General features: G+C 35.1%; 27 protein-coding genes and 1 pseudogene. 17 read left to right on the top strand and 11 right to left on the bottom strand.

All coding sequences use genetic code 11. The features are described 5' to 3' along the window. The first annotated feature begins 7 nt into the window (after nucleotides 1–7). The 5 genes from Q0Q99_RS00420 (at nucleotide 8) to Q0Q99_RS00400 (ending at nucleotide 4,338) form a co-directional block, all read left to right on the top strand. Nucleotides 8–913 (top strand): prohibitin family protein, encoded by a 906-nt coding sequence (locus Q0Q99_RS00420; protein ID WP_293889814.1) that lies wholly within the window; start codon nucleotides 8–10, stop codon nucleotides 911–913. A 111-nt stretch (nucleotides 914–1,024) separates the two neighbouring features. After that, nucleotides 1,025–1,252 carry a hypothetical protein gene (locus Q0Q99_RS00415; protein WP_293889812.1) on the top strand — a complete coding sequence of 76 codons (228 nt, stop codon included), beginning with the start codon at nucleotides 1,025–1,027 and terminating at the stop codon, nucleotides 1,250–1,252. Between the two features lie 131 nt (nucleotides 1,253–1,383). Next, the gene (locus Q0Q99_RS00410) at nucleotides 1,384–2,061 is read left to right on the top strand and encodes a hypothetical protein (RefSeq protein WP_293889810.1); all 678 of its coding nucleotides are present in this window, start codon (nucleotides 1,384–1,386) and stop codon (nucleotides 2,059–2,061) included. 134 nt (nucleotides 2,062–2,195) lie between these two features. Next, nucleotides 2,196–2,681: a T9SS type A sorting domain-containing protein gene (locus Q0Q99_RS00405; RefSeq protein WP_293889808.1), complete on the top strand. Its 486-nt coding sequence runs from the start codon at nucleotides 2,196–2,198 to the stop codon at nucleotides 2,679–2,681. Between the two features lie 4 nt (nucleotides 2,682–2,685). Then, nucleotides 2,686–4,338, top strand: a complete 1,653-nt coding sequence (locus Q0Q99_RS00400) for a hypothetical protein (RefSeq protein ID WP_293889806.1) — start codon at nucleotides 2,686–2,688, stop codon at nucleotides 4,336–4,338. Here Q0Q99_RS00400 and meaB read toward each other — a convergent pair. After that, complete coding sequence (meaB, locus tag Q0Q99_RS00395) at nucleotides 4,335–5,423, bottom strand: methylmalonyl Co-A mutase-associated GTPase MeaB (RefSeq protein ID WP_293889804.1); 1,089 nt, start codon at nucleotides 5,421–5,423, stop codon at nucleotides 4,335–4,337. The two genes, Q0Q99_RS00400 and meaB, sit on opposite strands and share 4 nt — an antisense overlap. Before the next feature lie 96 nt (nucleotides 5,424–5,519). On the opposite strand from meaB, the gene Q0Q99_RS00390 reads away from it, so the two are divergent. The 3 genes from Q0Q99_RS00390 to Q0Q99_RS00380 are packed head-to-tail and all read left to right on the top strand — an operon-like array spanning nucleotide 5,520 to nucleotide 9,082. Continuing rightward, a complete protein-coding gene (locus Q0Q99_RS00390; protein WP_293889802.1) occupies nucleotides 5,520–6,431 on the top strand; it encodes an AEC family transporter in 912 nt (303 codons plus the stop codon). Further along, nucleotides 6,432–7,640 carry an MFS transporter gene (locus Q0Q99_RS00385; RefSeq protein ID WP_293889800.1) on the top strand — a complete coding sequence of 403 codons (1,209 nt, stop codon included), beginning with the start codon at nucleotides 6,432–6,434 and terminating at the stop codon, nucleotides 7,638–7,640. It begins immediately after the preceding gene. 38 nt (nucleotides 7,641–7,678) lie between these two features. Beyond that, nucleotides 7,679–9,082 carry an FAD-linked oxidase C-terminal domain-containing protein gene (locus Q0Q99_RS00380; RefSeq protein ID WP_293889798.1) on the top strand — a complete coding sequence of 468 codons (1,404 nt, stop codon included), beginning with the start codon at nucleotides 7,679–7,681 and terminating at the stop codon, nucleotides 9,080–9,082. Nucleotides 9,083–9,351: 269 nt separating this feature from the next. Here the strand turns inward: Q0Q99_RS00380 and Q0Q99_RS00375 are convergent, their stop codons facing one another. The 6 genes from Q0Q99_RS00375 to Q0Q99_RS00350 all read right to left on the bottom strand — a co-directional run bounded on the left by Q0Q99_RS00375 (nucleotide 9,352) and on the right by Q0Q99_RS00350 (nucleotide 16,110). After that, entirely contained in the window at nucleotides 9,352–9,930 is a 579-nt protein-coding gene (locus Q0Q99_RS00375) for a hypothetical protein (protein ID WP_293889796.1), read from the bottom strand. An 82-nt stretch (nucleotides 9,931–10,012) separates the two neighbouring features. Beyond that, nucleotides 10,013–10,576: an AraC family transcriptional regulator gene (locus tag Q0Q99_RS00370; protein ID WP_293889794.1), complete on the bottom strand. Its 564-nt coding sequence runs from the start codon at nucleotides 10,574–10,576 to the stop codon at nucleotides 10,013–10,015. 229 nt (nucleotides 10,577–10,805) lie between these two features. Next, entirely contained in the window at nucleotides 10,806–14,147 is a 3,342-nt protein-coding gene (gene secA, locus Q0Q99_RS00365; protein WP_293889792.1) for a preprotein translocase subunit SecA, read from the bottom strand. A gap of 93 nt (nucleotides 14,148–14,240) precedes the next feature. Beyond that, a complete protein-coding gene (locus tag Q0Q99_RS00360) occupies nucleotides 14,241–14,462 on the bottom strand; it encodes a DUF2795 domain-containing protein (protein WP_002986941.1) in 222 nt (73 codons plus the stop codon). A gap of 199 nt (nucleotides 14,463–14,661) precedes the next feature. Continuing rightward, nucleotides 14,662–15,231 carry a cob(I)yrinic acid a,c-diamide adenosyltransferase gene (locus Q0Q99_RS00355; protein WP_293889790.1) on the bottom strand — a complete coding sequence of 190 codons (570 nt, stop codon included), beginning with the start codon at nucleotides 15,229–15,231 and terminating at the stop codon, nucleotides 14,662–14,664. Nucleotides 15,232–15,411: 180 nt separating this feature from the next. Then, a complete protein-coding gene (locus Q0Q99_RS00350) occupies nucleotides 15,412–16,110 on the bottom strand; it encodes an ABC transporter ATP-binding protein (protein ID WP_293889788.1) in 699 nt (232 codons plus the stop codon). A gap of 194 nt (nucleotides 16,111–16,304) precedes the next feature. Here Q0Q99_RS00350 and Q0Q99_RS00345 point away from each other — a divergent pair, with 194 nt between their 5' ends. Then, nucleotides 16,305–16,973 (top strand): hypothetical protein, encoded by a 669-nt coding sequence (locus tag Q0Q99_RS00345; RefSeq protein WP_293889786.1) that lies wholly within the window; start codon nucleotides 16,305–16,307, stop codon nucleotides 16,971–16,973. Nucleotides 16,974–17,034: 61 nt separating this feature from the next. Here Q0Q99_RS00345 and Q0Q99_RS00340 read toward each other — a convergent pair whose 3' ends face one another. Together Q0Q99_RS00340 and Q0Q99_RS00335 are read right to left on the bottom strand one after the other, a co-directional pair. Then, complete coding sequence (locus Q0Q99_RS00340) at nucleotides 17,035–17,811, bottom strand: O-methyltransferase (RefSeq protein ID WP_293889784.1); 777 nt, start codon at nucleotides 17,809–17,811, stop codon at nucleotides 17,035–17,037. Next, complete coding sequence (locus Q0Q99_RS00335) at nucleotides 17,811–19,673, bottom strand: ABC-F family ATP-binding cassette domain-containing protein (RefSeq protein WP_293889782.1); 1,863 nt, start codon at nucleotides 19,671–19,673, stop codon at nucleotides 17,811–17,813. The genes Q0Q99_RS00340 and Q0Q99_RS00335 overlap by 1 nt, the downstream gene beginning before the upstream one ends. A 342-nt stretch (nucleotides 19,674–20,015) precedes the next feature. On the opposite strand from Q0Q99_RS00335, the gene Q0Q99_RS00330 reads away from it, so the two are divergent. The 7 genes from Q0Q99_RS00330 to Q0Q99_RS00300 all read left to right on the top strand — a co-directional run bounded on the left by Q0Q99_RS00330 (nucleotide 20,016) and on the right by Q0Q99_RS00300 (nucleotide 25,428). Further along, nucleotides 20,016–20,567: a hypothetical protein gene (locus tag Q0Q99_RS00330; protein ID WP_293889780.1), complete on the top strand. Its 552-nt coding sequence runs from the start codon at nucleotides 20,016–20,018 to the stop codon at nucleotides 20,565–20,567. A 9-nt stretch (nucleotides 20,568–20,576) separates the two neighbouring features. Next, nucleotides 20,577–21,011: a hypothetical protein gene (locus Q0Q99_RS00325; protein WP_293889778.1), complete on the top strand. Its 435-nt coding sequence runs from the start codon at nucleotides 20,577–20,579 to the stop codon at nucleotides 21,009–21,011. 11 nt (nucleotides 21,012–21,022) lie between these two features. After that, complete coding sequence (locus tag Q0Q99_RS00320) at nucleotides 21,023–21,790, top strand: hypothetical protein (protein WP_293889776.1); 768 nt, start codon at nucleotides 21,023–21,025, stop codon at nucleotides 21,788–21,790. Then, the gene (locus tag Q0Q99_RS00315; RefSeq protein ID WP_293889774.1) at nucleotides 21,783–22,256 is read left to right on the top strand and encodes a GNAT family N-acetyltransferase; all 474 of its coding nucleotides are present in this window, start codon (nucleotides 21,783–21,785) and stop codon (nucleotides 22,254–22,256) included. The genes Q0Q99_RS00320 and Q0Q99_RS00315 overlap by 8 nt, the downstream gene beginning before the upstream one ends. A gap of 10 nt (nucleotides 22,257–22,266) precedes the next feature. Continuing rightward, the gene (locus Q0Q99_RS00310; RefSeq protein WP_293889772.1) at nucleotides 22,267–22,794 is read left to right on the top strand and encodes a hypothetical protein; all 528 of its coding nucleotides are present in this window, start codon (nucleotides 22,267–22,269) and stop codon (nucleotides 22,792–22,794) included. 94 nt (nucleotides 22,795–22,888) lie between these two features. After that, nucleotides 22,889–24,049 (top strand): glycosyltransferase family 2 protein, encoded by a 1,161-nt coding sequence (locus Q0Q99_RS00305; RefSeq protein WP_293889770.1) that lies wholly within the window; start codon nucleotides 22,889–22,891, stop codon nucleotides 24,047–24,049. Between the two features lie 74 nt (nucleotides 24,050–24,123). After that, entirely contained in the window at nucleotides 24,124–25,428 is a 1,305-nt protein-coding gene (locus Q0Q99_RS00300) for a dihydrolipoamide acetyltransferase family protein (protein ID WP_293889768.1), read from the top strand. 30 nt (nucleotides 25,429–25,458) lie between these two features. On the opposite strand, the gene Q0Q99_RS00295 is transcribed toward Q0Q99_RS00300, so the two are convergent. Beyond that, complete coding sequence (locus Q0Q99_RS00295; RefSeq protein WP_293889766.1) at nucleotides 25,459–25,908, bottom strand: hypothetical protein; 450 nt, start codon at nucleotides 25,906–25,908, stop codon at nucleotides 25,459–25,461. Nucleotides 25,909–26,166: 258 nt separating this feature from the next. On the opposite strand from Q0Q99_RS00295, the gene Q0Q99_RS00290 reads away from it, so the two are divergent. Next, nucleotides 26,167–26,502: a helix-turn-helix transcriptional regulator gene (locus tag Q0Q99_RS00290; RefSeq protein ID WP_293889764.1), complete on the top strand. Its 336-nt coding sequence runs from the start codon at nucleotides 26,167–26,169 to the stop codon at nucleotides 26,500–26,502. A gap of 169 nt (nucleotides 26,503–26,671) precedes the next feature. Here the strand turns inward: Q0Q99_RS00290 and Q0Q99_RS00285 are convergent. After that, nucleotides 26,672–26,792: pseudogene (locus Q0Q99_RS00285) on the bottom strand (IS982 family transposase); the annotation flags it as partial.

Below are 26,792 nucleotides of genomic sequence, written 5' to 3'. Positions count from 1 at the left end.
TTAAAAAATGATACTATCACTTATTCTTGGTGTTATCTTAATTATTATCGGCTTTACATTAAAAAACCACGAAAATCCCTTGTCAAAATTTGCAAACCTCTTTAGGATTTTTGGATTTGCAGTCATTCTTATCGGTTTATTATCTTCAGTATTCAAACAAATTGACGCAGGAAAAGTAGGCGTCAAATCGCTTTACGGAAACGTGCAGCCAGACATTTTAGAAAGTGGTTTGCATGTTATTAATCCACTTTTAGACATCACTGTTTTCGACGTTCAAACCCAAAACTACACCATGTCAGCCATTCATAATGAAGGCGCACAGGAAGGCGATGATGCCATCAGGGTTTTGTCAAATGATGGTTTGGAAGTCGTAATCGATTTAACGGTTTTGTATAGAGTGTTGCCAACAGAAGCACCAAAGATTTTAAAAGGAATCGGACAGGATTATACCGATAAAATTGTGCGTCCAGTAACCAGAACACGTATTCGGGACAACGCTGTTTATTACGATGCAGTGGCGCTGTATTCCACCAAAAGAAATGAATTTCAACAGCGAATTTTCAAATCAATTGAGGAAGATTTCAAAAAAAGAGGTTTGGTTTTAGAGCAACTTTTAATTAGAAATATTAATCTTCCCACATCAGTAAAAGCGTCTATCGAAAGTAAAATTAATGCCGAACAGGATGCCCAAAAGATGACATTCGTTTTGCAGAAAGAAAAACAGGAAGCGGAACGTAAACGAGTAGAAGCACAAGGTATTGCTGATTACCAACGAATTATTTCATCCGGCTTGACCGATAAACAATTACAATACGAACAAATAAAAGCACAAAAAGAAATAGCCACGTCGTCTAATACCAAAATTATCTTTATGGGCAAAGGAAGCGCTCCCGTAATTTTGTCTGATAAATAACTTTTTAGATAATAGATGTCAGACGAAGAGATGAGCGACTTTGAAATTAATTCTTTACTTTTGTCTATTATCTTTTAGTCTATCATCTATTATCTTCTCTAAATCCAAACTATGGAATTACCAAAATTTTTACTAGCAGACAACTCTGATTTACAAGAGGATATTTTTGTTATTCATCTTGATTTTCCTCGTTTTATTATCAATTTAAAAGATGATGAAGTTGAATTTCTTGAAGATTTAGAAGGCGAAGACGAAACCGAATTGGAAAGCGAAATGGAACATCTAATTACTTTGGCGGGCGAATTCTATGACAGGGAAATGGAACGTTACGAAGAGTAACGCCAGTCTAATATATTATTTAACAGCTGTTTGAATTTTCAACAGCTGTTTTTTTGTGAATTGAAATGAAGGTTGCTATTAAGAAATAAACTAATTTTAAGCCATTATTAAATCCTTCAACATTTAAAATTATGAGAACTTTTACTAAATCAATTTTTGCGGCTATTTTAATTCTGGTATGTTTAGTTTCTCTACAAGCTCAGGAATCCCAAAAACTAAACTCAATTAATAATGGTATGCCCAATCGAATTTCGATGAATGTTACAGTGGGGAAACAAACACAAGGAGCCACATTTGGGGATAAAGTTAAAAACGGAAATATAAATGTAAGTTTAGTTGATGACGGTTGTGTAATTTTATTTCCAACGGGTGAAGGATACAGAGTCAGTAGTACTAACAATAGTATAGTAGCATTGTCTGAGGATGAGGCACAAACTTTTGGCGAAAAAGTAAATCAGGGTTTGCATGCGGCTGGAGGTATGTTAGCGCAGCGAACTGCTAAATTGGGTGGCGCTATACCAGGAGGTGAGATACTCTCAGCTGCAGTTTCCAGTGTTGGTAATTTAGCTGGTGGTACAGGAGGTGGCGCTGCTGCCGCTTCGTATGCAAGAACGAAAAGCAAAGTGTATAAAATTCAGGATACTGCTGCCGATACTACAATGCAATTAAATGACGGGGAATATGAATTGCGTTTCATAATGCTAAAAGATACTCTGAAAACTCAAGTACGTGTGGGTTTCAGTATAGAAGATGGCATATTTAAAATGAGACATGATACCGTTAAGAATTCGGTGGGCAATATTAGATAGTGTTGGTGTCAGCTACTAAAGGGAAATTTCATTATTAACTGCTAGGTTTTATTCTTATAAAAGGATTTTTCGCAATTAATCAGATAGTTATGAATTTATTAATTACTTTGGTTCAGTATTTAACAAGTATAAAAATGAAAAAAAATCTATTTTATTACGTTCAGGTCTCTTTTTTATTGCTTTTGTCCTTCACAATGAATGGTCAGGAATCTATTAATGCTTCAGGACAAAATGCAGTAGGAACAGGTGGTTTGGTGAGCTATTCTGTTGGGCAAATTGTTTATACTACAAATTCTGGAACGAATGGAACAGTTGCCCAAGGCGTTCAGCAACCTTATGAAATTTCAGTAGTTTTAGGTATCGAAAACCCAGAAATAAATCTTCTAATGACCGTTTCTCCTAATCCCACTACTGATTTTGTAACTCTAAAAATTGATCATTACGAATTTGAGTCATTGACCTATCAACTGTATGACCTTAACGGAAAACAGTTTCTTACGGGTCAGACTACTACAACTGAAACACCAATTTCAACAGGACATTTGCCATCTGCCATCTATTTTCTTAAAATAACCGACAAGAACAAGACAATAAAAACATTCAAAATTTTAAAAAACTAAGCTTATGAAACCAACTTTACATTCTTTTAGCAAACAGCTTCTTATATCGATAATGTTTCTCTCCATGAGTGCTATTTTTGGACAGGCACCTCAGAAAATGAGTTACCAAGCTGTAATCAGAAATAGCAGCAGCGTGCTAGTTGTTTCAGCACCAGTTGGTATGCGACTCAGCATTTTGCAGGGTTCGTCTTCGGGTTCGTCTGTATATACTGAAACACAAACAGTAAGTACAAATGCTAATGGTTTAGTTAGTCTTGAAATTGGAACAGGAAGCGTTGTTTCTGGCAACTTTGCTACCATCAACTGGGCAAACGGTCCTTATTTCATTAAAACAGAAACCGATCCAACAGGTGGAACATCTTATACAATCACAGGAACTTCACAGTTAAGTAGTGTCCCTTACGCATTGTTTTCGGCAGGAAGTGCTAATGGAGAAACTCCCGGAACTACTGTAGGTGATATGAAATATTGGAATGGTACTGCTTGGACAATGATTCCTATTGGCACTCCCGGACAGTTTTTACAAATTAATAATAGCAATATTCCAACATGGATAGGAGGATCTTTCCCGACATTAACAACAATTTCTAATCCATCGCAAACTTATTTTGATCCCAATCCAGCTGGATTTTGGGGAAATGTTACTAACATAGGTATAACCAGTTCTGGTGGTTCTCTAATCAGTAGTTATGGCGTTTGTTGGAACACAGCTATAAACCCAACTGTTGGAGGAAATTATTCTTTAATACCTTCATCAACTGGCCTGGGAAATTTTTATACTCAACTTACAGGTTTAGCACCAAATACAACTTATCATGTTAGGGCATTTGTAATTAATAGTACAGGGGTAACGTATGGTAATGATGTTGTTTACACCACTTTTAATCCTACTTTAGCAGCTCTAACAACTACTGCAATAACTTCAATTACTGGAGGAACGGCTAGTTCAGGTGGAACTATAAGTAGTGATGGAGGTAGTGCTATCACACAAAAAGGAATATGTTGGAGTACTTCAACATCACCTACAATTGCTGATAACATTACTACAAACGGTGGAGGTAGCGCAACCTATTCAAGCCTGGTTTCAGGGCTCTTAACCAATACAACTTATTATGTTAGAGCTTATGCAACCAGTATTGCCGGAACTGCATATGGAAATCAAATTAGTTTCACGACCACTTCAACACTTTCTATTGGTAGCTTTTACCAAGGAGGTGTGATTGGTTATTTCTTGCAACCTGGCGACCCTGGCTACAGTTCTTCGGTTCAACACGGAATAATAATTTCACAGAATAATATAGGAACAGCTGACTTCGGGTGTTACAATGTAACTTACCCAAATCCATTTGGTACTGCAATTGGTGATGGAATAAACAATACTACAAATATTGTGGCTGGTTGTTCTACACCGGGTATTGCAGCAGAGGTTTGTTTGAATTTAGTTTTAAATACTTATTCTGATTGGTTTTTACCTTGCACAGGAGAGTGGACAGCTGTCAACACAAATTATTTATTATTACCGCTGGATACAGGAGGTTATTATTTAACTTCTAATACCAATGGCTCTTTGAATCAAAACGTTTTAATTTATTATGTAGGAGGAGGTTTTGGAAGTGGAGTTGGAGCTTTCCCTTATAAGGCATTTCGAATATTTTAAGATTTTAAATATTTTTCTAACAAAATCATAGCAGCGGCAAAAGGTGAAACTTCATCATTTGCAACTGCTTTTTTATTTGCTTCTAATAGTTCTATAATTTCAGGATGGTGATAGAAGTTGGATTTCAACTGCTCGTTGATGGTTTCCATCATCCAGTATTGGTTTTGCTCTTTGCGTTTTTTTTCAAAATAGTGATTGTTTTTTACCAATTCAAAATAATTGGAAATCGTTTCCCAGACAGCATCAATTCCGTCTTTGGTAATTGAACTGCATGTTGCTGTTGTTGGAATCCAGCCCGATATTTTTGCTGGGAACATATGTAGCGCGCGATTGAATTCGGTCTTTGCTAATTTCGCCTTATTGATATTATCACCATCGGCCTTATTGATTACAATCGCATCCGCCATTTCCATAATACCACGTTTGATTCCCTGTAATTCATCTCCGGCACCGGAAATTTTAAGCAATAAAAAGAAATCAACCATCGAATGCACTGCGGTTTCACTTTGTCCCACGCCAACCGTTTCAATAATGATAGTATCAAATCCTGCTGCTTCGCAAAGGATAATGGTTTCTCTGGTTTTTCGCGCTACACCACCCAATGTTTCTCCCGAAGCAGATGGTCGGATATAAGCGTTTTCGTCTTTTACCAATTCCTCCATTCGGGTTTTGTCACCCAAAATACTACCATGTGAAATAGTACTGCTTGGGTCAATTGCTAACACCGCCACTTTTTTGCCCAAGGAAGTCAGGTATTTTCCAAAAGCTTCTATAAAAGTTGATTTTCCAACACCCGGAACACCAGTAATTCCTATTCGTACCGATTTATTAGCACAAGGCAAACAACCATTAATTATTTCATTGGCTTTCGCCAAATGATTGGCATTCGTACTTTCAACCAATGTTATTCCCCTACTCAAAGCTACTTTATCATGCGCTAAAATCCCGGAGATTAATTCAGCCGCGGAAGGTTGTAGTTTCCTGCTTTTGGAAATTTTCTCCAATGAAGAAGCGCTGAAACTTTCCGGTTGCGAAATACCTTCTTTTTCGTTTAGTGCCGATTTTTTGTTTTGCTTTTCGTTCAAGGGAAAATCATTTGGGTAAATTTAGTAAAATATTGTTAGCCAATAATTCTTTTCCATTTTTTTGCCGTTCCTTTGTATAACCAAATTTTACCTCGAATGGATAACATTCTGTTAGTTTTTCTTTGTCTGATAATGGGTTTGGGAATGCAACGATTGGCCGCTTTTCCGAAAAATGGACACTTAGCACTTAACCAATTCGTAATTTATATTGCTTTGCCGGCGCTGGCTTTGTATTATATTCCTAAAGTTTCGATTTCTCCCGATTTGTTGTATCCGTTAGGCATTGCCTGGATTGGATTTATGCTGTCATTTGCTTTTTTCTATACAATCGGAAAGAAATTAGGCTGGCCCAATAGATTGATTGGATGCTTGACAATAACTGCGGGTTTGGGGAATACTTCCTTTGTTGGTTTTCCGATAATTCAGGCGCTTTATGGGGAAGAAGGTTTGAAAACAGCAATCATTGTCGATCAGCCAGGTTCATTTGTGGTCATGGCGACGCTGGGAATTATTACAGCCGGAATTTTTGCCAAAGGCGATGCAAATCCAAACGAAATTGTTAAAAAGATTTTGCTGTTTCCCCCTTTTATTGCTTTTGTTATTGCGGCTGTTATGAACGTTTTAAAAGTTGATTTTAATGAACATTTTGAAACTGTTTTTCAAAAACTGGGCGCAACGGTAACACCGGTGGCTTTGGTGGCCGTGGGGCTGCAATTAAAAATCGACAAACGAAGTCAACACTGGAAATTTCTTCGGTTAGGATTGTTTTTTAAATTAATTATCACACCCGCTATTTTCTTTTTGCTTTACAAAATTATATTGGGAGGCAAAGGTCTGGCAGTAGATGTTTCCGTAATGGAATCGGCAATGGCGCCAATGATTACGGGAGCAATTTTAGCCTCAAATTACGGATTGAAACCAAAATTAAGCAGCATGATGGTTGGAATTGGTATACCGCTATCTTTCCTGACACTGGCTTTTTGGTATTTTATTTTAAACACATTTTAAATGGAAACGACTATTGACACGACTTCACAAAGTAAGGAATTGTTGCAAAAAACTATATATACCATACTTTTTTCGATAAGTTTTGCCCATTTGCTGAACGATTTGATTCAAGCTATAATACCTTCGGTTTACCCAATCTTAAAGCAAAATTATCACCTTTCATTTTCACAGATTGGATTGATTACTTTTGCTTTTCAATTGTCAGCCTCGTTACTTCAACCTTTCGTTGGTTATTATACAGACAAATATCCAAAACCTTTTTCCCAGATTTACGGCATGTTGTTTTCCATGGCGGGAATTGTTTCCTTGTCGTTTGCCGATAATTTCTATTGGATTTTACTTTCCGTAGTTTTGATTGGCATTGGTTCTTCTATTTTTCATCCTGAATCAGCGCGGATTTCAAACATGGCATCAGGCGGGAAAAGAGGTTTGGCACAATCTATATTTCAGGTTGGCGGTAATTTTGGAACCGCACTTGGACCACTATTGGTAGCTTTAATCGTAGTTCCAAATTCCCAAAAGTACATTCTTTGGTTTGTAATAGCGGCTGTAATTGCGCTTGGGATTATCAGCAAAATTGCTTTTTGGTATCGCGATCATTTGATTTTCAGGAAGAATAAGAAAACGGTATTTATAGATTATCACAATTTGTCAAAAAGCAAAGTGAAATGGGCAATAGCGGTGTTGTTAATCGTGATTTTCTCCAAGTTTTTTTATACGGCAAGTTTATCAACATATTATACTTTTTATATTATGGATAAATTCCATCTTAGTATAAAACAGGCACAGTTTCATATGTTTATTTACCTGATTGCGTATGCACTTGGAACCATTCTCGGCGGACCTTTAGGCGATAAAATCGGACGCAAGCATGTAATCTGGCTTTCTGTTTTTGGCGCTACGCCATTTGCATTGATGTTGCCGTATGTCAATTTATTTTGGACAGATGTTCTGATGATTACCATCGGAATAATAATGTCATCCGCTTTCCCTGCAATATTAGTTTATGCCCAGGAATTAGTACCAAAAAAACTCGGAATGGTTTCAGGATTGTTCTATGGTTTTGCTTTCGGAATGGGCGCTTTAGGTTCTGCTCTGCTTGGTAAACTTGCAGATTTTACATCCATTCAATATGTCTATCATGTTTGTTCCTATCTTCCCTTAATCGGAATTATTTGCTATTTTCTTCCTAATTTGAAGAAGAAATAAAAGTTGTAATTACTATATTTACTTTCAATTTTTAGCTTATGTCACTTAGTCCTGAAATACTTCAAAAATTATCTAAAATAGTAGGGGATTCTTTTATTTTCACTGACAAAGAAATCCTTAATCATTATGGTCACGACGAAACTGAAGATTATGTTTTTCCGCCAAGCGTAGTTGTAAAACCAGCCAACGCACAAGAGATTTCCGCCATCTTGAAAATTGCAAATGAATTTAAAATCCCAACTACACCTATTGGAGCCAGAACAGGTCTGAGTGGCGGCGCTTTATCAATTTATGAAGGAATTGGTCTGTCAATGGAACGCCTTGATAAAATATTGGAAATAGATGAACTAAATCTGCAGGTTACTGTTGAACCAGCGGTTATCACCCAAGTTTTGCGCGAAGCTGTTGCAGAAAAAGGATTGTTCTATCCAGTCGACCCAAGTAGTATGGGAAGTTGCTGGATTGGAGGCAATATTGCTGAAAATGCCGGTGGAGCAAGAGCGGTGAAATATGGTGTGACCAAAGATTATGTGCTTAATTTAGAAGTGGTTTTGCCTAATGGTGAAATCATCTGGACAGGAGCAAACACTTTAAAAAACTCTACGGGCTACAATCTGACACAATTGATGGTTGGCAGCGAAGGTACGTTAGGAGTTATCACAAAAGCTGTTTTAAAGTTGTTGCCCAAAAACAATCATAACGTTCTGATGTTAGTTCCTTTTTTTGATGCTGCTCAGGCATGCGAAGCGGTTTCTGCTATTTTCCGAGCCGGAATTGTTCCAAGCGCTTTAGAGTTTATGGAGCGTGAAGCGATTGATTGGACATTGCGATTGGTAGAAGGTATCAGCGTGGATGTCAAACCCGAACATCAGGCGCATTTGTTAATTGAAGTCGATGGCAATTATCCTGAAATCCTGATGTTGGAAGCCGAGAAAATCATGACCGTTGTTGAACAGTTTGATATTGATGAAGTTCTATTTGCCGATACCGAAGATCAGAAAGCCGCTTTATGGAAAATGCGCCGTTCTGTAGCTGAAGCGGTTAAATCTAATTCAATTTATAAAGAAGAGGACACCGTTGTACCAAGATATATGCTTCCTGAATTATTATCGGGAATCAAGAAAATAGGAGAGAAGTATGGATTCAAATCTGTGTGTTATGGTCATGCCGGAGATGGAAATTTGCACGTTAATATAATTAAAGGAAATATGACGGACGACAACTGGGAAACTCAGGTTCCGTTGGGAATTCGCCAAATATTTGAATTGACGGTTTCATTAAAAGGAACGCTTTCCGGTGAACACGGAATTGGTTATGTACAAAAGAACTTTATGGATATTGCTTTCTCCAAAGCGCATTTGGAGTTAATGGAAAGTATTAAGCGTGTCTTTGATCACAATAACATTCTCAATCCCGGGAAGATATTTCCGGATGAACTTTAACTACAATTTTTAACCACTAAGTTCACTAAGAATGCACAAAGCTCACAAGGGATAATGTCTTTGTGAGCTTTGTGATTTTACACTTCGTGTCTTTGTGGTTAAAAAATCAATCTCTTTTTGGAGTTTGTTTCTTATCGCGCTTTTCAGCTTTCTTTTCTTTTGCCGTCTTCAGAGGTTCTTTTTTTGCGGCTTTCTGAACGTCTTTTCCTTTTGCCATGATATCTATTTTGATTAGTTGGTGATAGTGTGATAAAGGTAAATACTATTTTTTATAAACCCAATTCTTTTTTCACGTTTTCACCAAAAATTGTTTTAAAATAATCCAACTGATTAACATCATCCATGTTGAAAAACCGCCATTCATTGTTGGTTGTTTCGTCGATGACTGCTATATACGTTGTAATTCTTCTAACGTTAAAGCTGTTTCTTTGTGGTTCGAAAGTTACTTCTTTGGTTTTGTTGACTTGCTTTAACCAAATGGCTTTTTCTGCAGCCGTTTCTGCCGTTAATTTGGTTTCAAAAAAATAGCGCATCGGATTTCGAAATGTAATTACACAAAACGATTTTCCTTCTCTTTTCCTAATTATTCCATTTTGAAAAGGTAAAGTTTCTAATTGTTCACGCAAACGGTAGTCATCGTTTCCATAATATTTATCAAGCTTTTCGAGCATCAAATCTTTGCCAATAATCTTTACTATTTCTGGATGTAATAATGAGACAATAGTTTCAAAATCCATAAGGTAATTGGCTTCATAAAATTTTTTGGCAGCTACTTTCAAACTTTCAGATGATTGCGAAAAACCGGTAATGCTGAAGAGAAGTAAGAGAATTGAGAATTGCTTTTTCATTTCATTTTAATTAGATATTCAAATATAAAAAATCCCCAACAGTTTTAACTAATTGAGGATTGTATTTATATCGGGATTTATTTTACAATTCTTCAAGCTGAATCCGTTTTTTATATTGTTTGATTTGTTTGAAATAGGTAGGAGTCAGTCCGGTCACTTTTTTAAATTGGGTTGACAAATGAGAAAGGCTGCTGTATTCCATTAAAAAACTTATTTCAGTAAGTGATAATTCATCATACAAAAGCAATTCTTTCACCCGTTCTATTTTATTTAGAATGATATAATTCACGATGGTTGTTCCTGTAACTTCTGAAAAAAGGTTCGCAAGATGGGTATAATTATAGTCTAATTCTTTGCTTAGATATTCTGAAAAATTAACTTTTGGATGTTTTTCGGAGTAATGAACCAGTTCAATAATGACATTTTTGGTTCTTTCGATAAGCATCGATTTTTTATCATCCATCAATTCCAACCCTTTTTTTAGCAGGCCTTTACGGAGCAGTTCTCTCTCCTCACCGTGAAGGTTTTTTTTGAGCACAACTTCGCCTAAATCTATTGTAGTGTGCTCTAATTTTAATTTGTCTAATTCCTCTTTCACTGCCAGTTTGCAACGAAGTGAAACCATATATTTAATATGTATTTTCAAGGTAAATCAATATTGGGTTATAAAAGAAAACAGCTTTCGAAATCAACAGTTTTTCTGTCTTAAATTCCGTTAAAGGTACTCTAATTTAGTGCGCAAAGGTAGTTTACTTTATAATTATTTTTTTATATAATTTTAAACTGAATTTATATATTTCACAGTTTTAATAACTACAAAAAAATCCCCAATGGTTTGTACCATAGAGGATTGTATAAAGATAGTATTAGATTTATTAATGAACCAAAACCCACTCACCGGAAGCCACCATACTTTCTGCTTTTTTGAATTTCATGGTCTCCGTTTTACCACTCATCACATGTTTAATGGTGACAGTATCGTTGCGGTTAATTTTTGGAGTTTCGCGAACAATTGTTTCGGTTATTTGCGGACGCTGTTGCATTTGACCTGCTTCACGATTCGCACTTTCACTACTTTGGATTTCATCCTTGCTCTCTGTATAATTTTGTTTCTCACGCACTTGTCGCGCTTCCTTAATGTTGTTGTTTTGCTGTGGCAAATCGCCTTTAAATAAGAACGAAATCACTTCTTTATTGACGCCATCAAGCATTGTTCGGAACAAGTTAAAAGCTTCTAATTTATAAATAAGCAACGGATCTTTTTGTTCGTGAACAGCCAATTGAACAGACTGTTTCAATTCGTCCATTTTACGCAAATGCTTTTTCCAAGCTTCATCCACAATCGCTAACGTAATATTTTTTTCAAAGTCAGCCACTAATTGTGTGCCTTGAGAATCATATGCTTTTTTTAAATCGGTAACAACGTTCAACGTTTTGATACCATCAGAAAATGGAACGATGATTCGCTCAAAAGTATTTCCTTCTTTTTTATAAACGTCGGTAATTATCGGCAAGGCTTCTCGGGCACTTCTTTCGGTTTTTTCGGTATAATAGGCCAAACCTGCCTTATACACTTTACCTGTGATTTCCATTTCTGATAATTTCTCAAATTCGGTAACAGAGATTGGAGAAGTTATTGAAAAGTAACGAATCAATTCAAATTCGAAGTTTTTGAAATCGTTCCTGCCTTTATTCTCGCTTACGATTAATTCGCAAGTATCGTACATCATGTTGGCAATGTCCAGTTTCAGACGTTCTCCGTGCAAAGCATGACGGCGACGTTTGTAAACCACTTCACGTTGCGCGTTCATTACATCATCATATTCAAGCAAACGTTTACGTGTACCGAAGTTGTTTTCCTCTACTTTTTTCTGAGCACGCTCAATAGATTTTGTCATCATAGAATGTTGAATAACTTCGCCTTCCTTTAATCCCATTCTGTCCATGATTTTCGCCACTCGGTCTGAACCAAACAAACGCATCAGGTTATCTTCCAGTGACACATAAAACTGGGAACTTCCGGGATCACCCTGACGACCGGCACGACCACGCAACTGACGGTCAACACGTCGTGAATCATGGCGTTCTGTACCAACTATAGCCAAACCTCCCGCAGCTTTTACTTCTGGAGTTAACTTAATATCGGTTCCACGACCAGCCATGTTGGTTGCAATTGTAACGACGCCTGGCTTTCCTGCTTCCTCTACAATTTGTGCTTCTTGTTTGTGCATTTTTGCATTCAATACATTGTGGTTTACACCCCGTATTTTCAGCATTCGACTCAATAATTCTGAAATTTCGACAGAGGTTGTCCCAATCAAAACAGGTCTTCCGGCTTGTGATAATTGGGTTACATCTTCAATAACAGCATTGAATTTTTCACGAACTGAGCGGTAAATCAAATCTTCCTTATCATGGCGTGACATTCCGCGGTTGGTTGGAATTTCAACAACATCTAATTTGTAGATTTCCCAAAGCTCACCAGCTTCTGTTACTGCGGTTCCTGTCATACCAGCTAATTTGCTGTACATACGGAAGTAGTTCTGTAACGTAATTGTAGCAAAAGTCTGGGTTGCTGCTTCAATCGTAACCTGCTCTTTGGCTTCAATCGCTTGGTGCAATCCGTCAGAATAACGACGACCGTCCATGATACGACCCGTTTGTTCATCTACAATCAAAATTTTGTTGTCCATGATGACGTATTCTACATCTTTTTCAAAAAGCGTATAGGCTTTCAATAACTGTGTAAGCGTGTGGATTCTTTCTGATTTGATTCCGAAATCCTGAAATAATTTTTCTTTGGCTTCAGCCTCTTTGTCTTTTTCAAGATTTTGTTTTTCGATGTTTGCAATTTCGGTTCCAATATCCGGAAGAACGAAGAATGTTGCATTGGTATCTTTAGAAAGAAATTGAATTCCGTTGTCCGAAAGTTCAACCTGATTATTTTTCTCTTCGATTACAAAATACAATGCCTCATCAACTTCCGGCATCTTGCGATTGTTGTCTGACATGTATTCGTTTTCTGTTTTTTGAAGCAGTTGTTTTACCCCTTCTTCACTCAAGAATTTGATTAAAGCTTTATTTTTTGGCAACGACCGGTATGCTCTTAATAATTGAAATCCGGCATCTTTCATGTTTCCTTCTTTGAAGATACGTTTGGCTTCGGTCAAAAATCCGTTTGCCAATTGACGCTGTAGATTGTAAAGGTTTTCGATTTTTGGTTTCAATTCAGTGAATTCGTGACGATCGCCATCAGGAACCGGACCGGAAATAATCAACGGGGTTCTCGCGTCGTCAATTAATACAGAATCCACCTCATCTACAATCGCATAGTTGTGTTTTCTTTGCACCAAATCCTCAGGAGAATGTGCCATATTATCTCTCAGGTAATCAAAACCAAATTCGTTATTGGTTCCATAAGTAATATCAGCTTCGTATGCTTTTCTTCTTGCATCAGAGTTTGGCGAATGATTATCAATACAGTCAACGGTTAATCCATGGAACTCAAATAATGGAGCTTTCCATGTGCTGTCACGCTTTGCTAAGTAGTCATTCACGGTTACCAAGTGAACACCGTTTCCGGTCAAAGCATTTAAGTAGAGCGGAAGCGTGGCTACCAAAGTTTTACCTTCACCTGTTTGCATTTCGGCAATTTTACCTTCGTGGAGGACGATTCCGCCAATCAACTGAACGTCGTAATGAATCATGTCCCAGGTGATTTCTTTTCCGGCGGCATTCCATTGGTTTGCCCAATTGGTTTGGTCGCCAACCAAAGTAATATAAGGCTTTGTAGCCGAAAGCTCTCTGTCTTTCTCTGTTGAGGTAACAGTAATTGTTGAGTTTTCTTTGAAACGACGTGCAGTTTCCTTTATTACGGCAAAAGCATCAGGAAGGATTTCCAACAATACTTTTTCTGAAATTTCATAAGCTTCTTTTTCCAAAGCATCAATAGCGTTGTAGATATCTTCCCTTAAATCAATATCGGCTGTGTTTTCAGCTTCTTGCTTTTTAGCTTCAATTTCCGCATCCTGTTTGGCACGCGCTTGTTTTATGGTTTCTTTAAACTCGTTTGTTTTAGCTCTTAACTGATTATGGGAAAGTGAGGCTAACGAAGATTCTAACGCTTTTATTTTGGTTATATAGGGTTGTGTAGCTTTGACATCTTTTTGAGATTTGTCGCCTACAAAAGTTTTGATAATGCTATTTATGAAACTCATAATTGGGTTGGTATTTTATATTTTTAACGGTGCGCAAATTTAAACAAAAAAAAAGCCCTCAATGGACTTTTCTCTTTTGTGTGTTTTTATTTTTTAATATTCATCCTCGTTCCAAAGGTAATCTTCGTCTGTTGGATAATCTGGCCAAATTTCTTCCATAGATTCGTATATTTCACCTTCATCTTCTATAGATTGTAAATTCTCAACTACTTCAAGAGGAGCGCCGGTTCTGATGGCGTAATCTATAAGTTCGTCTTTGGTTGCTGGCCAAGGTGCATCACTTAAATACGATGCTAATTCTAATGTCCAATACATCTTCTATCGATTTTTAATTTAATGCAAAAATAAATTTATTACTGAAAAAGTCAAGTTTTTTTTCATTTATTTTTAAATATGTTTAAGAACGTCTTTTTGCAATTGGTCAGTATTCCTTTTTTAGTGTTAAGTTACGCTGTTTAATAAGAGTTTCTTCACACCTAAAATTTTCTGAATAGTGCTAACTGAATAGTGAACACTATTTCCTCGGTATCCATTGCACTTCATCAGCTTGCAGCTCCGAAGACAACTTCCGTGCCAAGACAAAAAGGTAGTCAGAAAGTCGGTTTAAATATTTTATTGCTATTTCGGCTACGGTTTCTGTATGGCTTAAATGCACGGCTAAACGCTCGGCCCTGCGGCAAACACAACGGGCAATGTGACAATATGACACAGTTGTATGCCCACCAGGTAAAACAAAATGTGTCATTTGTGGTAATGAATCCTCCATTGAATCAATTTCTTTTTCAAGAAGTTCAATGTCGCTTTCGACAATCCCTAGGTTTTGCAACCGTTTTTCCCCATTTTTAAGTATTTCTTTTTCCGCAGGAGTCGCTAGTATGGCACCAACTGTGAATAATCTATCCTGAATTTCGATTAGAATGTCTTTGTAATGCTGATTTATTTCCTGGTCGCGAATCAATCCAATATAGGAGTTTAATTCATCAACAGTGCCGTAGCTTTCAATTCGTGCGTGGTCTTTTGGAACGCGGGTTCCACCAAATAATGCTGTAGTTCCTTTGTCGCCGGTTTTGGTATAGACTTTCATGATGAATTTTAAATATTATATTTTAGATTTTAAATATCCAAAGTAAAATTGGAGACCAAAGATAACAAAAATCAAATGGATTGCGGTTTAGCCCCGATAGAAGCGGCATCTCGTCTTTTGGGACGAGGTATAGCGGATAGCGGGAAAATGGATTACAGATAAAGCCCTAACCATTCGCTCCTATAAATGATCAACATTTGGATTATCACTTTCTATCATTCCGTCTTTTAAACGAATGACCCTGTGAGCATATTTTGCAATGTCTTCTTCGTGGGTAACTACGATGACCGTATTTCCGTTTTTATGAATTTCGTTGAAAAGATTCATGATTTCAATCGAAGTTTTGCTATCAAGATTTCCGGTAGGTTCATCGGCTAAGATAATCGAAGGTTTGTTGACCAACGCTCTGGCAATTGCGACACGCTGGCGTTGTCCGCCGGAAAGTTGGTTGGGCTGATGATCCATTCTGTCGGAAAGATTTACCTGTGTTAAAACTTCCGTGGCACGTTGGTTTCTTTCAGACTTGGAATAGCCCGCATAAATCATTGGCAATGCTACGTTATCAAGTGCGGTTGTCCGTGGCAAAAGATTAAAAGTTTGAAAAACAAAACCAATTTCTTTGTTTCGGATCTCGGCTAACTCATCATCGTGCATTTTGCTGACATCATTTCCGTTTAAAATATACGTTCCCGATGTTGGCGTATCCAAACAACCCAATAAATTCATCAAAGTTGATTTTCCGGAACCTGATGGTCCCATTAAAGCCACATATTCTCCTTTATTAATTTGTAAATCAATGCCTTTTAAAACATTTATAGTTTCATTTCCGAGTTGAAAATCACGTTTTAACTTTTTAATGTCGATTAATGGATTTGCCATTTTTTAATAATGTATTTTGGTAAAAGTATAAAAAATTAAATTATAAGATGTCTCACCATAAGTAGGCACAACTGTCAAGATGTTACAGTTTTTATGTAGGAATTCTGTAAATCCTTTTTAAAAATATGTAACATTTTAAGAATAAAATGGGAGTAATTTTACCATAAATTAATTAATAACTAATAATCAATATCATGAAAAAAAATGTATTTTCTGTCGGAATTCTGGCAGTTACGTTTTTAGCCTTTACATCCTGCAAGGATGATAAGCAGGCTAAATCAGAAGAAACTATCAATAATTATGTAACCTATGTCGACTCGGTTGGTAATGTATCAGAAGATGATGCAAAAGCAAATTGGGATGCTATTGATGCCGGATACCAAACCAGAGTTACCGTTGTGGATAATTCAACGACTGATAATGAAGAGCTTAAACAAAAGTTAGCTGAGAGCAAAGCAAAATACGAAGCTTTAAGAGCAAAATATCATGCAGACATGCAACCGGAAAAAGAAGTTGTAGCTACAACAAATCCAAATCAATTAGTGAGAGACAGATTTTTTGGTGAAGGAAAAGTTGGTGAAGACATGAATTTTGCGTGGGTAAATAAAGACAATATTTTGAAAGTGTATCAGGATTTTTACGATTCCTATAAAGCTAATAAAGAGGATTTCAGCCGTGAAGATTATGATGAAGTTAAATTACTTTATGAAGCATTGGATAGCAGAAAAAACACCGTTGAAAAAGAAGGATTATCTTCTGAAGACAATAATAAAATAGCTTCTATAAAATTCAAATTTTCTCCAATGTTTAAAATGAACAGAATTGGCGCAAAAGCAAGAGAAAACAAAGAAGCGAAAGAATAAAAAATAAAAAGTTGGTTTTTAATGAAGAGATGGTAATCAGGGATGGTTGCCATCTCTTTTTTTATGTCCTAATGACAAAATGCTCTTTTGGTTGCTCTTTACGAAAGAAAACAAATCCCCATTGAAACGTATCAATTGTTATGCTTACTTTCGGATGTTGCTTTATGGTTTTCCAGGCTTCCTCCATATTCTGAGACCAATGAATATCATCAAAAATCCAAACGCTTTCGTTAGTGATTGTTGGCAACAATAATTCAAAATACTCTAAAGTTGCTTGTTTGGAATGATTGCCGTCAAAGTAGATAAGTTGGAAGTTGGAAGTTTGAAGTTGTAAACTTTTTGAAAATTCACCAACTACTGTCTCAATATTTTTTAAATTAAATTTTTCAAATTGTTTTTTTGCAATTGCGCTTGTTTTGGGACAACCTTCAAGCGTAGTGATTTTAGCTTTTGTACCAAGGCTGCCCAATGAAATGGCAGAAGTTGCCAGGCCCAAAGAAGTTCCAATTTCTAATATATTCACAGGCTGAAAATAATTGGTAATCTTAAAGAGCAATTTTGCTCGTTTTGAAGTAATTCCAGCATTTTTGGCTATTTTATTTATTGTCCGTGTATTGCTTTTAAAAACCTTTGAACCTGCTCCAAAGTCTGTAACTTCAATAGTGTTTTTGTTTTGTAAAAGTGACTTTCGATAGTTTTTAAGAATGGTATATTCAGGATACTTTTTCTTGTCATAGAAGCATTTGGTAACCAAGTTAAAAACAAACGGAGAATGTACTCCGTGCTGGTTTGTGGAGTTAAATAGAAAGTTTAAATATGACTTAACTTGAAATAACATTACTCCATTTTTGAAGAAAGTTCAAACCAACGCGCTTCTTTTTCTTCCAGTTTTTTAATGATAACTTCCAGTTCTTTGGCTTTCTTGGTAATATCAGCATCCGCAACTTTGCCTTCTGAAAACAGATTCTCGATTTGCTTTTTCTCGTATTCAAAGTCCTTGATTTCACGCTCAATCTTACTGAATTCTTTTTGTTCATTAAAATTCAATCCTGTTGAAGCATTATTGTTTTGCTTCCAATTTACTTTTTCAGTGCTTACGCTCGATAAATTTTTTGGCTCAGCCGAATCTTCATAAGCCCTGAAATCGGAATAATTTCCCGGAAAATCCTCAATTTGGCCTTCGCCTCTAAAGATGAATAAGTGATCCACAATCTTATCCATAAAATACCTGTCATGCGAAACAACCAATAAACATCCGGGATAATCCAAAAGGAAACTTTCCAACACATTTAAAGTAACTATATCAAGGTCGTTCGTAGGTTCATCGAGAATTAAAAAGTTCGGATTCTGAATCAAAACCGTACATAAATACAATCGTTTCAATTCGCCACCGCTCAGTTTTTCAACAAAATCATATTGTTTTTTGGGATCAAAAAGAAAACGCTCCAACAATTGCGAAGCCGAAATAATTTTTCCTTTTGTAAGCGGAATGTATTCACCGTATTCCTTAATAATATCAATAACTTTCTGCCCCGGTTTCGGATTAATGCCACTTTGAGTGTAATACCCAATTTTAATAGTGTCGCCAATAATGACTTTACCTGATTCAGGCAACATTGTTTTAGTCAAAATATTTAGGAAAGTTGATTTTCCTGTACCATTTTTACCAATGATACCAATGCGTTCACCACGTTGAAAATCATACGTGAAGTTATCAAGAATGACTTTTTCCTTAAATTTTTTATTTATTTTGTGTAGCTCAATAATCTTGCTGCCCATGCGTTCCATATTGATTTCAAGCTCCACAACATTTTCTTTCCTGCGGCTTTCGGCAACGGCTTTTATTTGGTAAAAATCATCCTGACGCGATTTCGATTTGGTAGTTCTCGCTTTTGGTTGACGGCGCATCCATGCTAATTCTTTTACGAAAAGATTCTGTGCTTTGTCAATCGTCGAATTTTCCATTGCAATCCGCTCTTCTTTCTTTTGCAAGTAATACGAATAATTGCCTTTGTATTGGTACAATTTTCCGTTGTCTAATTCAATGATTTCATTACAAACGCGTTCCAAAAAGAAGCGATCGTGAGTCACCATAAATAGTGTAATATTTTCTTTGGCAAAATAACTTTCAAGCCATTCAATCATCTCTAAATCCAGGTGATTCGTTGGCTCATCTAAAATCAATAAATCAGGTCGATTGATAAGAATAATAGCCAAAGACAAACGTTTTTTTTGTCCACCGGAAAGGCTTTTTACCCTCAGTTTTAAATCGTCAAGTTTTAATTTTGATAAAATTTGTTTGAATTGAGTTTCAAAATCCCACGCATTATGGCGGTCCATTTCATCAAAAGCCAATTGGTATTTTTCCTCGTCTTCCGGATTTTCAAGTGCTTTTTCGTATTGTTCAATTACATGCAGAATTTCATTATCCGAAGCAAAAATACTTTCCTCTATCGTTAGTTCGTCCTGCAGATTACTTTTCTGGGAAAGAAAGGCCATTTTCAAACCTTTTCGAAGTACAACTTGCCCTGTGTCTGGCTCGTCTTCACCATTGATAATGTTCATGATACAGGTTTTTCCTGAACCATTTTTGGCAATGAAGGCAATTTTTTGGTCTTTGTTAATGCCAAAAGAAATGTCATTAAACAAGGTTCTTTCGCCAAACGATTTTGATATATTTTCTACTGAAAGGTAATTCACGGTTAACAATTTTTTGCAAAAGTAAGTCATTGCGAGGGACGAAGCAATCTTTTATTTGAGCGAATGGTCAGTGTTTTTTACATCTCCATTTTCCCGCTTTTCGCATTACATGGTATTTGCTACAATTGGGGCTAATTTAAATTCTTAGTGTTCAAATTAAAATTTAACGAAAATTTAACAATAAAATTTTTTTTAAAATTTTTTTAATAATGTTTTTTTTCTTGTTAAATAAGCTTATATATTTACTCATACAGCTTATAAAAATTCTTACAAATTTAAGTTTAATTAAATGGATAATAATATTCCGCAAAAAATGCCAAATTGGAGAATTCAAAGACTCATTTGATAAATGATTTTATATTGTTAAAGCCCATTTCAGTAAAAGAGTTACAACTCTATCGAAGTGTTATCATAGATTGGATTTTTAATCATCATAAAAAAAACGAACTTGTTTTTAAAGCTATTCAATTTTTACAAGAATTTGAAGCTAATAAGCATAGATTTCCCAATTTCACTAGTTGTGTTTGTGTAATTAACGCCTTTGATTTAGGGTTTAGATTGAATGATTTTTTTGTTCCAGTAAATCAAAAGTTTGAAGCTATACATCAGTTTTTTAAAACTCAATACCAAACGGATGATGTTTTGAAAAGTGTAAACCTTACTAAAGTGTTTTTTTTAGACCAGTTTATTTTAGGATTTAGTTTTCAAATGCAAAAAACGAAAGAAGAGCATTTCTTTTGGAATATGAAGTTAGACGAGCAATTGCTTTTGTTGGACAAAATTACTTTCGATGCACCAATTCCATTGACAGTTGATAGTCTTTTGGATAAAATTAATTATAATGGTATTGAAAGTTTAACAATTGAGGAAATGAATTTTTTAAGTAACCAATAAATATTATACATGAGAGTTAACAGACCGCCAGATAGGTATTGTGGACATTTACATTTAAGGTACAAAGGAAGAAATTACACTTTTTTTCAAGCACGAAGTTTGTCCAAAACAGTAATTATAGAAATAGATTATGATTTAAAAGAAGAATTTGTAGTTTCGTTAACCACATTTGATGGAACAGAAATTAAGTTTAGTATGATTTCTTCTAATTTATACATGAAAGTGAATGGCAAGTACGAACTGCAAGAAACGGAAAGCTTTTGCAGTTTTCAACTTTTATTAACTGATAAAATAATGGTGTTGGAAGGATTTATAAGTTACAATAAGAATTTTGAAGGTCCTTTTTCTTTTAAAGAAGATTTCGAGGCAACAATAACTGTAAATGAAAATCCTTCGCTACTACAAACTTGGATAAAACACGAACAAATAATTATAACTAACTAAAATTTGAAATTATGGAAAAAACTATTAAAGGTTTAAAAACTATTGGATTTATTAAAGTTGGAAATTGGAAGCTCAACCAAGATAGTAAAATTTATTTTGATATTGAAGCTGAATATTTAAACATAGAAAATCTTTTATATGCTTTTGTGGAAGATAAAACAGTTAGATATATTGGAATTACAGAAAAGTCATTAAAGAGTAGAATGATTAATTACAAAAATGGTTATGAAGAAAGTAAGACATCAGGGATAACAAATAAAAAAGTCAACAAATCAATCAAAAATTTGTTGATTTGCAAAAAGGAAGTTTGTATTTATATTTTGAAAAAAGATGCTGATTGTGATTTTTTTGGATTAACTATAAGCCTTGCAACTGGTATAGAAAAAAGCTTGATAAAAGCTTTTGATTTCAATAATAATTTATGGAATAGTAGAGGGACAATTACAGGAGGTTCAAAAAGTAAGCAAATAGACATAAAAGTTAGCTCTTATTTAGAAATAAACCAATCAGTTCTTAAACTAGGGAAAGAAGCATATAATAAAGGTGTTATTATTTTTAAAAATGATCTAGATTATTTATTGCCATTAGAATCAGATGATATGGATATAATCTATAAAAACAAAGTTTTTCCGGGTTATTTCACAAGATCTTTTTCAAATAAAAAAACAAATGGATATTTAGAATTGAAAAAAATATTTAGAGATGATTTTAAAATAAATGATTTGATTTTGGTTACACTTTTAAGTACTAATGAAGTTAAAATAGAAAAATATGTATAAAATCCAAGAAGCCACCACAGCACACCTTCAAGAAATAGTTACCCTTTGGACAAAACTCATGAACATTCATAAAGAATTGGATGCCCATTATTTTTCGGAGACGGATAATTCAAAAAACGAGTATAAGACAGAAATAGAATGGTTTATCAATCATGACTCGAATAGAGTATATGTTGCTTTGATTGATAATGAAGTAATCGGATTTGCCACAGCTCAATTAATTTTTTTCTCCAATAGTCATTACAATATGAATTCTCATTGCAGTATTGGTGACATTATGATTGAAGAAAAGTACCAACATTTAGGCATTGGCAAAGCATTTTTGGAAGAAGTAAAGTTATGGGCGCAATCCGTTAACATTAAAACTATCCAGTTGCATGTATTTTCAAAGAATGAAAAAGCACTTGGTTTCTTCAAAAATCAAGGCTTTGAAGATTTATTTGCAATTTTAGAATTGAAGATATAATACTGAAATTATGGTTCGTAAAATCTATTTTAATTGGTTGCTAGTTTTAGCTTCATTTGTAACACATGGACAAGAAGTTAAGGCTGTAATATTTGAAAATGAAAAGATAAAAGTAACTTTTCATAATGGAGCATTTGAGCAAAAAATCAATTATGAAAAATTTGATATTGAAAAATACGATACCATTTTTACGCGCATTTTCCGTAACAAAAAAACATTTCTTGGAAAAGAAATCAATAGAAATTTGAATTTTAAAGATTTAGAAAAAAAATATTTAAAAAAGGCTTTTGAGTTAGAAAATAAGGTATTCCATGATATAAAACTAGAGAAAGAAAATTTTAAGATAGTACACGAAGTTCTAAATAATGAGGTCTGTTTTTATTATTACTATTCTGGAGTTTATAATTACAAGGTTCTGAGATATCAAAAAACAAAAAAGAAAAGGGATTTTGATAGTTGGATGTACTATGGAAATAAACCATTTTGGTTTGAACTTATTATAAATGGGAGGGTTGTAGCTTGGAAGAAATGTCATTAAACAAGGTTCTTTCGCCAAACGATTTTGATATATTTTCTACTGAAAGGTAATTCACGGTTAACAATTTTTTGCAAAAGTAGATTATATTTGTCAAATGCAAGTATCGGTTATCATCCTTAATTACAATGTACGCTACTTTTTGGAGTTGTGTGTTTTAAGCGTCGAAAAAGCGATTCAGAACTTGAATGCCGAAATTATTGTTATTGATAATAATTCTTCCGACGACAGTTGCGAAATGATGAAACAGCGTTTTCCAAATATTAAACTCATCGAAAACAAAGAGAATTCAGGTTTCCCAAAAGGGAATAACATTGCGGTTAAGGAAGCCAAAGGCGAATACATCTGCATCCTAAATCCCGATACCGTTGTTGCCGAAGATACGTTTGAAAAAATATTGGCTTTCGCCAAAAGTAAAACAGATTTAGGAATCATAGGCTGCAAACTCATTGATGGAACCGGCAATTTTCTTCCTGAAAGCAAACGTGGAATTCCAACGCCGTGGGTTGCTTTTACCAAAATTTTTGGCTTGTATAAATTGTTTCCGAAATCAGTATTGTTTAATAAATATTACGCTCAGCATTTAGACCAGAATCAAACAGGAAAAGTCGATATTCTGGTTGGAGCTTTTATGGTTATGAAGCGCGAATTGTATAATCACTTAGAAGGTTTTGATGAAAACTGTTTTATGTATGCTGATGATATCGATTTGTCTTACCGGGCACTTTTGCTGCACAAACAAAACTATTACTTCCATGAAACAACTGTGATACATTACAAAGGAGAAAGCACTGTTAAAGATGCAACCTATATGAATCACTTTAGGGATTTTCTCAATTTCTTCTATAAAAAACACTTCAAACAATCGCTGTTTTTTAATCTTATGGCACGATTGGGCGCTTTTTATTTTTCGATTGTCAAACTTTTCCAAGGAAAGCCAAAAGCGAAAATTCCGCCAAATCAATATATCCTAATCTCGGATAATGAAAATATAAGAGAAAGATTAGAGGCCAAACTTCAAAAAAACACCGCAAGAACGATTTTGGAAAACGGAAAAATAGTATTTTCGCAAACGTTTTCGAAACAGAAAAATAGGGAAGTAATTCTGGACACAAATTATCTGAGTTTTAAGGACGTCATTTCTTTTTTTGAGAAAAACAAAAACAAGTCGTTTACTTTAAAACTATTACCGATACAAAGCAATTTCATCATTGGAAGCAACAGCAGTAACGATAGAGGAGAAGTAATTAATTTGTAGAAAAACACGTTAATCGCTTTTTCTTTCCCTAATTTTGCAAACGAAATTGAAAAACACAACTTTAGTTTACACATATGGCAAAGTTTGAATTGAAATTACCTAAAATGGGTGAAAGTGTTGCGGAAGCAACCATTACAAATTGGTTAAAAAACGTAGGCGAAAAAATCGATGCCGATGAAGCTGTTTTAGAAATCGCTACTGATAAAGTAGATAGCGAAGTGCCAAGTGAAGTTTCAGGAACTTTAACCGAAATATTATTTCAGGTAAATGATGTGGTGAAAGTGGGACAGACTATTGCTATTATAGAAACTGAAGGTGGAAATTTACCAGTTGAAAGTAGCGCTGTCACATCGAGCTCAATCGAGATTCCCGTCGTGGCGGAAGTTGCTAAAACGGCTGCTCTACCGACAAGTGTCATTTCCGAGAAGTCAGAAATCAAATCATCGGACAAATTCTTTTCACCATTAGTAAAAAACATTGCAACAGCAGAAGGAATTTCTGTTGCCGAATTGGAAACTATTACTGGTTCCGGAAAAGATGGCAGAGTAACTAAAGAAGATATTTTAAATTATATCAAAACCAGAGGAAGCCAACCAGTTGCTGCAACCCCAGCTGTTTCTCAACCAGCAGTTACACATTCATCTAATGCAGTTCCCGTTTCGGTAAATGGCGGTGACGAGATTGTAGAAATGGACCGTATGCGTAAGCTGATTTCAGGTTATATGGTCGCTTCATTGCAAACATCGGCGCACGTACAATCATTCATTGAAGTTGATGTTACGAATATTGTAAAATGGAGAGACCGCGTTAAAAATGCATTTGAAAAACGAGAAGGCGAAAAACTAACGTTCACGCCAATCTTTATGGAAGCCGTGGCGAAAGCATTGAAAGATTTTCCCGGAATGAACATTTCGGTAGACGGTGATTTTATCATCAAGCGTAAAAATATTAATCTTGGAATGGCTGCAGCTTTACCAAATGGAAACTTAATCGTTCCCGTAATTAAAAATGCGGACCAACTCAACTTAGTGGGAATGGCAAAAGCGGTAAACGATTTAGGAAACCGTGCAAAAATGGGGAAACTAAAACCGGACGATACACAAGGCGGAACGTATACTGTGACCAATGTTGGAACTTTTGGTTCTGTATTTGGAACACCAATTATCAACCAGCCACAAGTTGGAATATTGGCACTCGGAGCCATCAGAAAAGTGCCTGCAGTTATTGAAACTCCGGAAGGTGATTTTATAGGAATCCGTCAAAAAATGTTCCTATCACATTCGTATGACCACAGAGTTGTAGATGGTGCATTAGGCGGAAGCTTTGTAAAACGCGTTGCTGAATATCTGGAAGCATTTGACGTGAATAGAGAATATTAAACATTAAATATTGAAATACAAAAACCCTGACTACTCGTCAGGGTTTTTTACTATATCGCCATCAACAATCATTGTCGATTTATTTGCAAACCTGCACTCACCTTTCTTAAAAATACTATTGTTGGTCAGGACCACTTCATAGGTATAAACGCCTTTTGGCAACTCATAAAAATACTCTTTGCTGCCTTTTTGAATTACTAATTCTTTCCGGATTTCATCACCGTCTTCGGTTTGCCGTGAGATAATAAAAGTAATTTTATCTTCCAATTTGTTTTTTATGCAGACGCTTTCCACCACAGTGCTATTGACATTTTTTGGTTTGGAACTGAAAATGGTAATTAAACCGCCAAACAGCAGTTCACCGCCTTTAATTGCATTTGAAATGTCAGATTGCGGGAATGCCATAATTGGACACAACAACAGTAACATTACTACTGATTTGAATTTGGAGCTAGCTTTACTTTTTGAGATTGGTTTCATGATAAAGTTTTTAAGATTAAGTAAAGCTGCCCATAAAATATATTTTGTTTAAAATGATAGTGTAAAGTTGGCACTCATTTAGAAAAAATCCTAAAGGAAAACTTTTCAAATTCATAATATTTCTTTTAAACTTCAAAAGAAAATTGTTAAATAAAAAAATTAATAACACTATTAATGAACAATAAAGTTTTAAATATCACGTTATTACTATAAGTGTTTCTGATATTGACACTAATAACTCAACCAACTTATTAACTAATGACAACCGGAACCAAAATTCGCCACTTCAGGGAGAAAAAAAGATTGTCTCAGGAAGAATTGGCGCACCTTGTAGGCGTTAGTCAGGTCACCATCGGAAACTGGGAACAGGGAAAAAGCATCAGGCACGAGTTTATCAGAAAATTGGCTACTGCACTTGAGGTTTCTACCGATTTTTTATTGGAAGATATCCAAAATGCTACCTTACAGGTCAAGCCAAATACTGAAATTTTCGAAAACAATTTCGAAATTACAATCAAAGAGCCCAATCATTTGTTTGAGGATTTAAACAAAAAAATGGATTTTATCATCAATAGGTTTGGTGGCGCAAAATAGTTGTGATGGTAAATCTTTCACCGGCAACTTCAACTTTTGAACACATCTTTTACGCAATAAAAATATAGTTAATTTGTAAATTATAATAGAATTTGTGTAATAATTTAAATTTCAAAAAGTGTACATTTGTTAGTAAATTAAAATTTAATCATTAACCCGTTGGGTGTAATTAAATAATTTGATTTTTAATATTGTTTATTGGTCTATCAAATATGAATTTATTGATATATTGAACCAAAGTTAATGCTGTTATTTTAGCTAAAATTCTTGTTTTAAATCCTTCAAAAGAT

This window comes from Flavobacterium sp. (genome assembly GCF_025352425.1).
In the GTDB taxonomy this organism is placed as follows: domain Bacteria; phylum Bacteroidota; class Bacteroidia; order Flavobacteriales; family Flavobacteriaceae; genus Flavobacterium.
This window is presented reverse-complemented; position numbering and strand designations above follow the sequence as displayed.